Origin of the sequence: Mycobacterium lacus (assembly GCF_010731535.1) — a bacterium.
Classification (GTDB): Bacteria; Actinomycetota; Actinomycetes; order Mycobacteriales; family Mycobacteriaceae; genus Mycobacterium; species Mycobacterium lacus.
In genome coordinates this window covers 3,056,954-3,071,254 of sequence record NZ_AP022581.1, presented here as the reverse complement: position 1 = coordinate 3,071,254, position 14,301 = coordinate 3,056,954, and the positions used below count along the sequence as shown (strand labels likewise).

The 14,301-nt window shown below is 67.6% G+C and carries 6 protein-coding genes (1 of these 6 running past the window's edge); all 6 read right to left on the bottom strand.

Annotation, left to right across the window (positions count from 1 at the left end):
• Positions 1-16: 16 nt before the first annotated feature.
• Tightly spaced (at most 10 nt apart), the 6 genes in view from G6N24_RS14035 to G6N24_RS14010 form a layout consistent with a single transcriptional unit that may run on beyond the window.
• Positions 17-847, bottom strand: coding sequence for an ABC transporter permease (locus G6N24_RS14035; protein WP_085157749.1), 831 nt, complete (start codon positions 845-847; stop codon positions 17-19).
• Positions 844-1,686 carry an ABC transporter permease gene (locus G6N24_RS14030; RefSeq protein WP_085157751.1) on the bottom strand — a complete coding sequence of 281 codons (843 nt, stop codon included), beginning with the start codon at positions 1,684-1,686 and terminating at the stop codon, positions 844-846. The genes G6N24_RS14035 and G6N24_RS14030 overlap by 4 nt, the downstream gene beginning before the upstream one ends.
• Positions 1,683-2,678, bottom strand: coding sequence for an ATP-binding cassette domain-containing protein (locus tag G6N24_RS14025; RefSeq protein WP_085157753.1), 996 nt, complete (start codon positions 2,676-2,678; stop codon positions 1,683-1,685). Before G6N24_RS14025 ends, G6N24_RS14030 begins: the two co-directional genes overlap by 4 nt.
• A gap of 10 nt (positions 2,679-2,688) precedes the next feature.
• Positions 2,689-7,128 carry a type I polyketide synthase gene (locus G6N24_RS14020; RefSeq protein ID WP_085157756.1) on the bottom strand — a complete coding sequence of 1,480 codons (4,440 nt, stop codon included), beginning with the start codon at positions 7,126-7,128 and terminating at the stop codon, positions 2,689-2,691.
• On the bottom strand, positions 7,125-12,560 hold the full coding sequence (locus G6N24_RS14015; RefSeq protein WP_085157758.1) for a type I polyketide synthase: 5,436 nt from the start codon (positions 12,558-12,560) through the stop codon (positions 7,125-7,127). Before G6N24_RS14015 ends, G6N24_RS14020 begins: the two co-directional genes overlap by 4 nt.
• Positions 12,557-14,301, bottom strand: partial view of a type I polyketide synthase gene (locus G6N24_RS14010; protein WP_163745516.1) — the 3' portion only. Its footprint extends 4,834 nt past the window's final position; 1,745 of the gene's 6,579 nt are visible here — the last part of the coding sequence; the start codon falls outside the window, past its right edge; the stop codon is at positions 12,557-12,559. The genes G6N24_RS14015 and G6N24_RS14010 overlap by 4 nt, the downstream gene beginning before the upstream one ends.

Genomic DNA, 14,301 nt, shown 5'->3' with positions numbered 1-14,301 from the left:
TTCACTGCATGCTGACTCAGCGCGTGCTGGCCCGTCGATAGCCGATCGCCAAGGGTACGGCGCATGCGGCGCAGATACCCGCGGTCCACAGCAGCACTCCGGTCATCGGAGCCAGGACCGGACCGCCCATCGATAGTCCGCGCATCGCCGCGACGGCGTAGCTCACGGGCTGATGTGCCACGACCGGCTGAATCCAGTGTGGGTACTGGTCGAGCGGTACCAGGCCCGTGGAGAAGAAGATCGCGATCGCTTGCACCAACTCGACCCCCTCAACCACGACTGTTTGCGCTGTGTGGAGCGCCACGGTGGTGACGATGACGGCGAATGCGATGCCAAGGATCATCGGGACACCGAGCCACATCAGGCTCGCGATCATGCCCTCACGGAACCGGAAGCCCAACAGCATCCCGGTTCCCAGCATGACGAGGGTGGTGAACAGAATCCGGATCGCGTTCGCGAGGATTCGAGAGAGCAGGCCCGATGCCCGGTGCACCGGCAGCACCCACAATCGGGAAAGCAGGCCGCAGGAGCGCTCGCGTATCAGGTCGATCGCCACGAACGCCGACCCGGTGATCGTGGCGCCGAGCGCGATCAGCGGAACGATGCTGTACAGCGCGCCGTTGTGGGTGACGGCGTAAATCAGGTTACCGAGCACGATATTCAGCACCAGCATGAACAGAATCGGGAACACGATCGCGCCGATGATGGTGACAAAGTCGTGCGCCCACCGAGTGAGCAATCGCTGGGTCTGCAACAGGGTATGCGAAAGGAGCAGCCGGACAGAGTTTTCCGGGTCCTGCGCCCGCGCGGGCGCAAACCCGATTTCCCGAGTTGTCACGGCGGTCATCGCGGTCTCGACAAAACGAGGAAGGATGAGATCACCCCGACCGCCAGGAAACCGCACAGCCACGCCAACGTCGGCGCCATGACGGGCCATGTCACCGGGACGACCGTTTTGGTGGTATCCCCGGCCAGTGCGCGCAGCGCCACCACGAACTGGGAGATCGGCTGGTCGCGCACGAACCCGTGGACCCAACGAGGAAACAACTTGAGCGGCATGAGACCAACGGACAGCAGCCCGAAGATCAAAATGGGCAGCGTCAGCAGCGGCAGCATCGCGTCGGGGTTTTTGACAGCGGTGCCCAGCAGGTCGGCGCCGAAGGATAGCAAGGCCCCAATCGCGATCACCAAGACGCAAAACCCCACGATGCATAGCAGGCTGCGATGGAACCGGAATCCGAACGCATAGCCGCAGATCAGGGATACCCCCAAACCCCACGAGCATCGGTACACGGCCACCGTCACGCGGGCGAGCACCGGCGTCAACGGGGCGATCGGCATGGTGGCGAATCGTCGATTGACGCCCAGCAGAGAATCGGTGGCCGCCCGAAACGCCGACCCGATAGCGGCGAATGCGACCGCCTGCAGGGTGACCAAGGGCGTGATGTACTGCGCCAAGTTGCTGGCGACGCCCGAGCTGCCACCGCCCACAAAATGGTTCCACGGAATGGAGAACGGTATGTAGAAGCCCACCATGAAAGCCACGGGCGCGCCGATCGTGGTGATTTTCTCACCGTTGCGCAGGCCCGGCATGATGAACCGCACAAAGAGCACCCACCACTGCTGCAGCATCGACGGGCGTGGCTTGATCGGGATCGGAGTCGGATCGAGGGCCGGGGCGCTCATCGCATGGCCCCCGACGCCAGGTGCGTTAGGGCGTGGGTCTCGCTGGGATCCGCCGTCATGGACAGGAATACGTCATCGAGCGACGGCCGGCGTAGCGCGATGTCGGCCAGCTCGATATTCGCCTCATCGAGCCGGCGGGCGGCCTCGATGAGCGTTCTGGTGCCGTCCGGTGCCGGCATCGTGATCCGGTCTGATTCGGGTGTCACGATGGCCCGGCTGTGCTCGGGCAGCAGCGAACCGAGCGCTGCGACAACAGCGTCCAGATCCTTCAGATCCCGCGGCACTATTTCGCAGAACGTGTCGCCGGCACGGTGCTTGAGCTCGTTCGCGGTGCCCTCGGCGATGATCTTGCCGTGATCGATCAGGATGATCCGGTCACTGAGCGCGTCGGCCTCTTCGAGATACTGTGTGGTCAGCAGCGTGGCGATGCCGAGCTTCTTGAAGCTGGCCACCAGGTCCCAAATGGCTTGCCGGCTCCTCGGATCCAGCCCGGTGGTGGGCTCGTCCAGGAACGCAACCCGGGGTTGGACCACCAATCCGCACGCGATGTCTATCCGTCGGCGCATCCCGCCGGAATACGTGTTGACGGGCCGTTTCGCGGCATGCATGAGGCCGAACTGCTCGAGCAGCTCGTGCGCCCGCGTGCGTGCCGCCGACTTGCTCAGCCCGTACAGACGACCGAACAACACCAGGTTCTGCTCGCCGGAAAGCACGTAGTCGACGGCGACCTGCTGTCCGGTGACCATGATCGAGCGGCGCACACCGGCCGGCTCGGAAACGACGTCGTACCCGGAGACGCTGGCCGAGCCCCGATCCGGCCGGGTCAGCGTCGACAAGATGTCCACCATGGTCGTCTTGCCCGCGCCATTTGGGCCGAGCAGACCAATCACTTCACCGTGGCCCACCTCGAAACTGACGTCATCCAGGGCCACAACCTTGCCGAATGCCTTGCGAATCCCCCGAACCACCACAGCCATGTCGTCGTTGCGCATCAGATCCTCCTCAGCCGGCGTCCAGGCCCGACAGGTCCACCAGCGCGCCCGCTTCGGGTTCCCCGACCATTTCGCTGTCGTCGTGCTCGGCCGAGATGGCCTCCTGGATCAGCTCGCTGAGGGCGTTCGGGAAGGTCCGCGCCAGTGCTTCCGCCGTTGCCGCCGTGATCCGGCGGGTGTCGTACCACCAATCGAGATGCAGTTCGCCGCCGGACCGATACGCGCGGAGTTCGATGGCGTGGCCGAGCCCCGGGATCGGTTCTCGCACGGGCACCGTCATGTCGGAGTCGAATTGTACCGGCGCGTCGACGGGCGACAGCTCGGGGATCACGCCGGCGTAACGGAAGTGGATGTCGGGTGTGCGCTGCGCGCCCAGGACGCGGCCGGTGGGTGCGTAGAGATACCGCAGCAGCCCGTATCCAATTCCGTAGTGCGGAACGGACTTAAGGGTGTTGTGCACGGCGTCCAGCTGCGCGATCGCCGCCGCGCCTTGCCCGTTGGCGCATGCCAGCGGAACCGGGTAGTAGGACGTAAACCAGCCGACGGTTCTGCGGACGTCGACGTCCGGGCGCAGCACCGAGCGGCCCTCGCCCTCGAGTTCAACGGCGACCACACCGTCACCGACCGTCTGGGCGATTGTCCGGCCCAGTGCGGCCAGCACGATCTCCTGAATCGAGCGTCGGAACCTGCGCCGGGCGTCGTCCAGCTCAGATGTCTGCTCGACGTTTAGTGTGCACGACAACTTGGTCAGATCGTCGGCGCCGGGCGGTTGCGTCACACCGGGGTCGGCGAGCCACAACGTCACCTTGTCTGAATTCTCGATCCAGAAGGAGCGAGTGTCCAGGGCCGCCGGATGCGTTGCGAGGGCCCCGCAGCGCAGTGACCACTCGCGCCACCCGGTGGCGACCGGTTCCAGCGTGATCTCCTGGTCTGCCAGCCGTTGCCCGAACGCGGTGATGATGTCGGTTCCCAGGATCTGTCGCGACGCGTCGTCGATGACCGTCTCGTGCATGCCGAGGCCCAGGTAGTGCGGACCGCCGTGGGCGGCAGTGATGTGCACGGCCACCAGAGGCGCAGTCGAATCGCGTTGGTCCTTAAGGAATTCGGCCAGGATGTTCGACACCGCGGCCCGCTCCTCCGTGCTGCTGGCGGCGACATCCTCGGGAAGCGCCCGGGTCGAAAGCCGGGTGAATTCTTCAGCGGGTGCGATGCGCTGCTCCCACATTCCCGCGTTGTCCACAAGGTGCAGGCGCAGCGCATCGTGGTGGTTGGCCACCGCGGTCAGCACCGCTCGAATGTCCTCCGGACCTATCTTGGGGTCGAGCCGCAGGATCAGCGGGACGCGCCAGCGGCCGGTGTCGCGCAACCCCCGGTCCAGGAAGTACGCGATGTTCGGCGTCACCGCCGGATGCGCATCAGCCTCAGGGGGTTTCGCCAATCCGCTCGCCGCGAACGAGGCATCGACGGCGGCCGTCAACGCGGCCAGCGTCGGGTATTCGTACAGGTCTTGCGGCGTGATGGTCAGACCTTCGTTGGCGGCGCTCATCGCGATGCTGATGGCCATCAGGGAATCGCCGCCCATGTCGAAGAAGTTGGCGTCCCGATCCACTGAGTTCACACCCAGGCATTGCGCCCAGATGCGCGCCAAGGTGGCCTCGGTCTGCGACTCGCCGTTGCGTGCCACATCGACGGTGACGGAGCCGGCTCCGGAGCCAACCCCAGGGCCGACCGGTGAGCCGTTGCTCGTGGCGGGAACGTGCGCCCAGACCGCGTGCTTGGGTTCGACCCAATGCCGTTGGCGGGCAAACGGGTAACCGGGCAAGGACACGAGATGCGGCCGGGCCGGACGCCGCGGGGCCCAGTCGACTTCGATTCCCGCCGACCAGAGTTCGCCCAGGGCGCGCAGGAAAGTGTCGCGGTCGTCGGCGTTTTGGATCGGGTGGCGCATGAGCCGGACGGCGCGGTGCCCACTCGACCACTTCGGGTGCCGCATCGCCGAACCGGTCAGGCTGCCGCTGGGGCCGACCTCGACCAAAACTCGACCCGGCCCACCCGGACCTGTCAGCACCGCGTCCAACTCGTCGGCAAACCTGATCGTGGAACTGATTTGACGCGTCCAGCAGGCGGGATCGGTCGCCTGCTGCTCGGACATCCAGGTCCCGGTGAGATTGCTCAGCAACGGCGTGCGCGGAACGCGCAGCCGCTGTCGGGACAGGAATTCCTGAAATTCTGCCAGCATGGGATCCATTGAGCTGGTGTGGAACGCGTGGGTCGCGCGCACCCGCCGAACGGGTATCCCCTGCTCGTCGAGGCGTTGGCTGAACGCGCGAATCTGGTCCTTGGGGCCGGCGACCACGCAGTTGCCGGGATCGTTCACCGCGGAGAGTTCCACCCCAGGTGAGAGGTACTGCGCGACGTCATCGGGGCCCAGCGCCACCGCGACCATGGCGCCCGGCGGCGACTCATGCATCAGGCGGGCGCGCAACGACACCGTCTTGATCGCCGTCTCGAGGTCGAATACCCCTGCCAGGGTTGCCGCGATGTATTCGCCGGTGCTGTAACCGATGTATGCCCCGGCGCGCACACCGAAGGTGTCGACCAACCTCGCGAGCGCGTATTCCACCGTGAACAGCGCCGGTTGCGAACGGTCAATGCGCTCCAGATCCGTTGCGGTCCCACCGAAAATCTCGGCATGTAGGTCGATACCCATCTCGTCGCGGAATCCCGCGGCGCAGGCGTCGAAGTGTTCGGCGAAAACGGGCTCGGTGTCGTAGAGCCCCTTGGCCATTCCGACGTGTTGAGCGCCCTGGCCGGGAAACAGGAACACGATACGGTCGGTGGATGATTCCGCCGTTTCGGCGGCTTCGATGGATTCGCCGACGAACACGTTGTCGTGCTCGGCCGCCCGCAGGACCGTGACCGCATGCTCCCGGTCGTGAACGACGGCGGCCATCGTGACGTTGTGCTTGCGGCGCCGGGTGAGCGTATAGGCGACCTCGGCCAGGTTCGGGCCGTCCGAACTTCCCAAAGCCGTGGCCAGCGCGGTTCGCGCCTGGCCAAGCGCCGCGGCAGTTTTCGCCGACAGCAGGAGCACCTGCGGTCCGGCCGGCTCGGTGTGCGCTTCAACCGCCGGTGCTTCCTCTAACACGACGTGCGCGTTGGTGCCGCCTACCCCGAACGAGCTCACCCCGGCCCGCCGCACACCGTCGGACTCCCACGGGCCGTACTGGCTTTGCACGACGAACGGACTCTGATCCAGCCGCAGTTCCGGGTTCGGACTCGTGTAGTGCAGTGTCGCGGGGATCGCCTTGTTCTTTAGGCACAGAATCGTTTTGATCAGGCCGGCGATTCCGGCGGCAACTTCCAGGTGGCCGATGTTCGACTTGACCGACCCCAAGACACAGGGGGCCGCACGAGTCGTTGTGGACACCTCGAATGCCGTTTTCAGCCCTTGGATTTCGATGGGGTCACCCAGCGGTGTGCCGGTGCCGTGGCACTCGACATAGCCCACCGTCGACGAATCGATGCCGGCCACCGCATGGGCCTCCGCGATGACGTCGGCCTGGGCGGCCGGATTGGGTGCCGCGTACCCCATTTTCGCCGATCCGTCGTTGTTGATCGCCGATCCCCGGATGACGGCGTGAATGCGGTCCCCGGCGTCGATGGCGGCCTGCAATGTTTTGAGGACCACCATCCCGACGCCGCTGCCAAAGACCGTGCCGTCGGCTCGCACGTCGAAGGGCCGGCAGTGGCCGACCGCCGACACCATCGACCCCGGTGAGTTCCAGTAACCGACGCGGTGCGGGATGCACAGCGACGACCCGCCGGCCAGGGCCATGTCGCATTCGCCGGACAGCAGGCCGCCGCAGGCCAGGTGAACCGCGACCAGCGACGACGAGCACGCGGTTTGGACCGCGAGGCTCGGGCCCCGCAGGTTGAACGCATGGGATATCCGCGTGGCCAGGAAGTCCTTGTCGTTCTGCAGGAACAGGCTGAACTGGTCGAAGTTGAGGCCTTCGGCCAAAACGGCGTTGGGGTCGCGATGCGACAGCAGGTTGTGCAGGAGATAGCCGCTCGGAGAGCTGGTTCCGTACACGCCGATCGAGCCGTCGAATCGCGCGGGGTCAGCGCCCGCGTCCTCCAGCGCATGCCACGCGCACTGCAGGAAGAGTCGGTGTTGTGGATCGAGCACCTCGGCGGCCAACGGCGGAAACCCGAAGAAGTCGGCGTCGAACTCGTCGATCCCGTCGAGCAGCGGAGCGCGACGCACATACGCCGGATCATTCAGTGTCTTTTCGCTGACCCCCGCGTCGCGCAGTTCCTGTTCGGACAGGGTGACGATCGACTCCTTGCCGCGCCGAAGATTGCTCCAGAACGCCGAAACATCGTCGGCGCCCGGAAATTTGCCGGCCATGCCGACCACGGCGATCGCGTTGTCGGGGAAGCTCACAGGCTTTGTCCTCCCTGTCCTTGAGGTTTGGGGGGTGTGGTTCGCCGCCGCATCGCGGCTCCCTGTCGCGCCGCCGCGCGGTGGCGCGCCCGGTCGCGAACAGCGTCAGCTTTTTCGTGCTCCTCCGGGCCCGATAGCCCGAGTTGGCGCATCAGGTCGACCGTCAGGTCGTGCAGGGACGCGCCCTGCAGGATTAGTGCCACCGGCGGCTCCACGCCGAAGTCCGCCCGTGCGCCGTTGCGGATTCGCACGGCCATCAGCGAATCCAGTCCCAGGTCGGTCAACGCAATGGTGGGATCGACCGCTGATCGGTCAGCGTAGCCCATCACCGCCGCGACGCGCGTGCACATCCGCTCGGTCGCCACGCGCTGGGCCTCCGCCGGGTCGAGATCGGCGAGCGCGTCGGGCCCGCCCCAGTCGCCGAGGTCGCCCGTCGAGTCCAGCTCGTCGACCACGCGGGTGAAATAGCTGATGCCGCGGATCTCCGGGAATGCGACCAGCGCCCTGTCGGCGCGCAGCCGGGCGACGCCGGTGCGCGTCCGGTCGGCGGCCAGCAATGAGTCGAGCGCCTCGATGCCCTCCGCCGGCGTGATCGTATCGAGGACACTGCCTACCAAGGCCTGGGCGACGCCCACCTCCGACCACGGCCCCCAGTTGATCACTGCCGCCGGCAGACCCGATGCCCTGCGCCACGCGACCAGCGCGTCCAGCCACGCGCTGGCGCACGCGTACGCCGCTTGCCCGGGAGAGCCCAATAGTGAAGCCACGGAAGAGAATCCGAGCCACCAGTCGAGCTCACAGCCGGCGCTGGCGTGGTGCATCCGCAACGCCCCGGCGGCCTTGGGTGCCCACACCCGCTCAAGGTTTTCCCTGGTCATGGAGAACACCAGGCTGTCTTCGATGACCGCCGCGGCGTGCACGACGCCACGCACCTCACGCCCCGCAAGGCCGGCGGCCTCGATGAGGCGTTCGGCCACGCCCGGCGCCGCCACATCGCCGCGAACGACCACGATTTCGGCGCGGGCTTCCAATTCGGTCAGGACCTTGCGCTGGTCCTCGGTGGGATCGCTGCGACCACCCAGCACCACCCGGCCGGCTCCGCGGTCCACCAGCCATCGGGCGACGACCAGGCCGAGACCGCCGAGGCCGCCGGTGACCACGTACGACGCTCCTTGGCGCACAACCGGATTGCCTTTGGATGCATCGAGAGTGGCGCGCGAAAGCCGTTCGACGAACCTGCGGTCACCCCGCCGCGCGATGACGTCGTCGCCACCGGGGCTGTGCAGTTCCGCGGTCAGGGCGGCCAACGGATCGCCGGTGCTGTCCAAATCGATCAATGTGGCGCGCAGGTCCGGATGCTCGAAAGCGAGGACTCGCACGAGGCCCCTCAAGGCGGCCGTCGCCGGTGCTCCCGGCTCGTTGTCGCGCACGCAGAGCCCGCCCCCGGTGACCAACCACAGGCGTGGCGACCGGCCGTGCCACGTGCCGACGACGGCGCGCACGACGGTCGTGACCGACCACACCGCGTCTCTTGCCGCCGCCAGCCCGTCGTCCAGTCCGGTCGAGGCACCGCCGACGAACACGACCAGCCCGGCGGGCGGGTGGTCGGGATCGCCCGCTGTTTCCGCGAACGCGGCGAGCACCGCCGATTCGTCGTCCAGGTCGGCGGTGTGCACCCGCCGCATAGCAGAGCGCCACCGCCTCGCGAATTCGTCTGCCATGGATGTGGCCGGCGCGTCTAATGCCGGATCGGCGAGTACCAGCCAGCTTCCCGGCGTTTCGGAGGCCTGCGGCGACGCCTCTTCGGCCGCAAGCGGGCATTCGACCCACTCGGTGTCGAAGATCTTCTGCGCCAACGGCAGTGGCACCGCACGACGCTCGACGCGTCGCAGGTAGATGCCGTCCACCTCGGCCGCCACGTCGCCGGCGTCGTCGATCAAGACGATCCTGCCCAGCTTGCCGGCGCCGGCATCGAGGTCGCTCAGGTGCGCACGACACCTGGCGTGCCGACCGATGTCGCGGTAGACCCGGATCGTCTCGAACGACACCGGCAGGTAGCTGGCTTCGGCCGAGCCAGCCGGCTGGCCGTCGGGAAGCGCGGCGCCCAAACTTTGCAACGCCGCATCCAGCACCACGGGGTGCAGTCGATAACCGGGATGCCAGGGGGCCTCGTCGGGAACGGTGATGTCGGATTCCGCGGACCCGTCGGGTAGCCGCGCTATCCGGCTCAATGCCGCGAACGCGGGACCGTGGTGTTGACCGGTCTGACGTAGCACGGCATAGAAATCGGCCGGCGACACCGCGGTCCCGCCGGAAGAAGCGGGTGTTTTCCGATGGTCGCGCGGCAGATCGGGCGCTGACCGCTCGACCCTGGCCGTGGCGTGCCGGCGGAAATCGCCGCCGGGGGAGCGGGAGTAGATCTCGATTCGAATCTTGCTGTTCCCGTTGCGAATCAACTGGGTCGTCAGCTGGGTGTGGCCATCGAGGGGCAGCATCTGCTCCACCTCGAACTGGTTGATCATAACGGCGTCGGCGGCCACGCCGAGCGCTTCGCCGGCCGCCGCCAAAACGATCTCGGCAAACCCCGCGGCCGGCATGATGGGCTGGCCGAACACCTTGTGGTCGCCCAGCCAGGGGCATACGTCGGTTCCGACATCGGCCTGCCAGACATGGTTTCCGCCGCTGGGCATCTCGATGTGCGCGCCGAGGAGCGGATGGCTGGCGGCCAGCTCCGAGTACGCCGATCGGTCCGCGACCCAGAATCTGCTGTGGTGCCATGGTGTGGGTGGCAGATCCACGAGCCGACCATTGGTGGCCTCCGATGGCCTCGCACCGACCGCGGCGAGTTGGGTGTGAAAGAACAGGGTCTGGTCAAGGTCGCGGTTCATCGCCCCGGTGACGAGATGGCTGCCGGCCGGATCCAGGGTGTCGGTGATGGCGTGGGCGAGCACGGGGTGGGGGCTGATCTCAATGAAGGAGTGGTGAGTGGCGCCTGCGGTAGCAATGGCCTGGTGGAACCGCACAGGGTTGCGCAGGTTGGCCGCCCAGTAGTCGGCATCCATGACCGGCCGGGCGTCCTCGGTGGCGGTGCTGATGATTGGGATGTTCGGCGGCTGTGGGGCCAAATCCGCCAGCGCGCTTCGCAACTCGGGAAGTATCGGATCGATGATCGGATGATGCGAGGCCACATCGACGTCGACGCGGCGCGCCAACCGGTTCTGCGCCGCCACTGCGGAGATTATCGCGTCCACCGACTCGGGCGGCCCGGCGATCACCGACTGATGCGGCGACGCATGCACCGCCAGCGTCACCCGAGCGTAGTCGGCGATCAGTGCCTCGGTGGCGTCGGCGTCCAGCTCGAGCAGTGCCATCGCGCCCTGCCCCGACAGCCGTGCCATCAGCCGCGACCGGGTGGCGATCACCTTCAAGCCCTGCTCGGGGGTCAACGCGCCGGCCACCACCGCCGCGGACACCTCACCCATCGAATGCCCGATCACCGCATCGGGTGTGACGCCGTAGGACCCCCACAACTCAGTCAGCGCCAGCTGCATCCCGACCAGCACCGGCTGGATGCGGTCGATGCCCACCACGTCGTCGGCGTCGAGAAGCGTCTGCTGCAACGAAAAGCCGACCTGGGCAACGAATATCGGCTCCAGCTCCGCCACTGCCTTGGCGAACGCCGGCTCGTCCGCCAGCAATTGCCGGCCCATGCCGGCCCACTGCGAACCCTGGCCCGAATACACAAACACGCGGCCCGGCCCGCCGGCATGCTGATCGCAACCCACCACGCCGGCCCGCGGCTGTCCCGCTGCCAGCGCCCGCAACCCCGCGACCGCCTCCGAGCGGTCACGCGCGAGGACGGTGGCGGACTTGGCGTGCCGGGTCCGGCGCCGACTCAGCGTGTGGGCGACATCGCCCAGCGCCGCCCCCGCGCCCGGCCCCGACATCCAGTCGGCCAACGCGGCGGCCGCCGACGCCACCCTTGCGGTCGTCTTGCCCGATACCGTCAGGGCCGAAACCTGTTGCGTCCCAAGGGCGACCGGTACGGCCGTGTCGGGCGCCTGCTCGATCACCACGTGCGCGTTGGTGCCGCTGAGACCGAACGACGAAACCACTCCGCGGCGGGGGCCCGCGGCCGCGGGCCAGGGTGCGGTCTCGGTGGGCACGAATAGACGCGTCGCGGACGCGTCTATCGCCGGGTTCCACCGGGTGAAGTGCAGATTGCGCGGAACGTGCCCGCGCTCCACGGCCAGCACCGTCTTGATGAATCCAGCGACGCCGGCGGCCGCTTCCAGATGGCCGATATTCGTCTTGACCGACCCCAGCGCGCACCGGCCCTCGCCGCGACCATATGTGGCCGCCAGCGACTCGAACTCGATCGGATCTCCCAAAACAGTTCCGGTGCCGTGTGTTTCGACATAGTGCACGCTGTCGGGGGCGACATCCGCGAGCCGCAGGGCGGACGTGATCACGTCGCGTTGCGCCAGCGCGTTGGGTGCGGTCATGCCGTTGGACCGGCCGTCGGAGTTGGTCGCCGAACCGCGGACCACGGCCAGCACCCGATCCTGGTCGCGCAGCGCGTCGGCCAGCCGTTTGAGCACCACCACGCCGCAGCCCTCGCCCCGCACGAATCCGTCCGCGTTGGCGTCGAAGCTGTTGCATCGCCCGGTCGGCGACAGCGCCGACCACTTGGACAGCGCGATGGCGGTGAAGGGCGACAAGGTGAGCTGCACCCCGCCGGCCAACGCCACGTCGCTCTCCCGCAGCCGAAGGCTCTGACACGCCAAGTGGATTGCCACCAACGACGACGAACACGCGGTGTCCACGGCGACGGCCGGGCCACGCAACCCCAACAGGTACGAGATCCGACCCACCGCCGCGCAGTGCGGGGTTCCCGTGCTCAGGTACGCGTCGATGTCGGCCCTGCGCTCAATGTTGACGATCGTGTAGTCCCACGACGACAGCCCCGCCATCACAGCGGTTCGGGTGCCGCTCAGGGAATCCGGTGGGATGCCGGCGTGCTCGAGCGCCTCCCAGGCCACCTCGAGCAGCATCCGATGCTGCGGATCCATCGCCACGGCCTCGCGGGGTGTGATGCCAAAGAAGTCGGCGTCGAATGCGTCGACATCGGAAACGAAACCGCCCCACTTCGTCGTCATCCGCCCGGACGCCGACGGGTCGGGATCGTAGAACGCGTCCGCGTCCCACCGATCCGGGGGCACCTCGCCAATCGCATCCACGCCGTCGACCAGCAGCTGCCAAAAGCTGTCCGGCCCAGTCACATTCCCCGGGAAACGACAACCGATGCCCACCACCGCCACCGGCTCCGCGATGTCGGTCGGGAAGGCCGTCCCCGCGCGGACAAGCTCGCGTGCCAGGGCCGCTCGCGCGTTCGGCGACAGTTGCGCCGCGCGCTCTGCCAGACTCGTCATGATTCGCCCCTCGCTGCGGCTTCCAGCTCGCTGGCCTCGACCAGATCCGAGAGCAAGTCCAGCTCCTCATCGGACAATTCGGGTGCGGAGTCTGCGGAATCGGTGGTGGCCTGGGCGGTGTCCGGTGTCGCGTAGTCCATCCGCTCGCACAGCGCGGACGCCAGGTCGCTGATCGTCGGGTATGCCCATACCAACGCGACCGGCAGCGTGATGCCCAGGCTTGCTTCCAGCCGGTTTCGCAATTCGAGACCCATCAGGGAGTCCAGGCCCAACGTCTCCAGCGGCCGGTCGTGGTCGATGGGATCGCTCGAGCGCAGCACCCCCCGGATCTCGCCGGCGATCGCGGACGCGAGATGTCCCGGTCGTTCGGCCGGGTCGAGGGCGTCCAGTTGCGCCCGGATCTTGCCGCCGCCACGCCGGTCCCCGCTTGTCATGGCCGCCCTGTCGTGCAACGTCGCGAACAGCGACGACCCCGCCACCGCCGGGAAGGATTGGAACCACTGCCGCGCATCGAGGCTGAACACGCCGGTGCGCCCACGGTCGGCGGCGAGCACCGCCTGCATCGCGGCCAGCCCCTGCTCGGCGGTGATCAGCGAGACGCCAAGGTCGGCGAAGAACTGCGCACGCCCGACCTCGGCCCATGGACCCCAGTTGATCCCGACGGCGGGAAGCCCAAGCGCGCGGCGGTAGGCGACGAGGCCGTCGACCCACGAGTTCGCGGCGGCGTACGCGCCCTGCCCCGGCGTGCCGAGAAGTGCCGCGGCGGACGAGAAAGTCAGCCACCAGTCGACGTCGCGCGCGGCGGTGGCCTGATGAAGCCGCCAGCTGCCGGTGACCTTCGGGGCGAATACCCGCCTGGCGGCGGAATCCGTCATGTTCAGCACGATCTCGTCGTCGAGGACCATCGCACTGTGCAGGACCCCGGCCAGCCGGAAGCCGGCGTCTTCGACCGCTCGCACCAGCCGCTCGGCCGTGCCGGGCTCGGCGATGTCGCCGGTGATCACCTCGATCCGGTGACCCGCTGCGCCGAGGTCTTCGATGGCCGCCCGAACCTCGTCGCCGGGAGCCGAACGTCCGTTCAGCACAACCAATCCCGCGCCGTGGGTGGCCAGCCACCGCGCGGCCACGAAGCCGAGACCGCCCATGCCGCCGACGATGAGGTAGCCGCCGTCGGGGCTGACCAGCGGTTGCGGCGGTGGGGCCGCGATCGCCTCAATGCTGCCGCTTTGCGGTATGGAGATGACGATCTTGCCGGTGTGCCTGCCGGATGCCATGAGCCGGAATGCGTCGGCCGCGTCGGGCAGGCTGAATTCGGTGACGGGAAGCACCGCCAGCTTGCCGTCCGCCACGTGCGCCAGGATGTGCCGCAGGAGCTGGCGGTACTTCGCGGGCTGCAGCTTGAGATTCAGGTCGAGGTCTACCACGGCGAAGGACGCGCTCTTCGCCAGCGCCGCCAGTCCCAGGCTGGCGTCGGCGTAGACGTCCTTCTTGCCCAGCTCGATGAACCGGCCGCCGGGAGCGAGTATCTGCACGCCGCGCTGAATCGCTTCGCCTGCCAGCGAATTGAGAATGACGTCCATGCCGTGGCCGTCGGTGAGCTCGAGTATTTCGTCGGCGAAGTCCACGCTTCGGGAGTCGCCCACGTACTCGACGCCGAGCCCGGACAGCATTTCGCGTTTGGCGTCCGAGCCGGCTGTCGTGTAGATGCGGGCGCCGATCATCTTCGCGATCGAGACCGCCG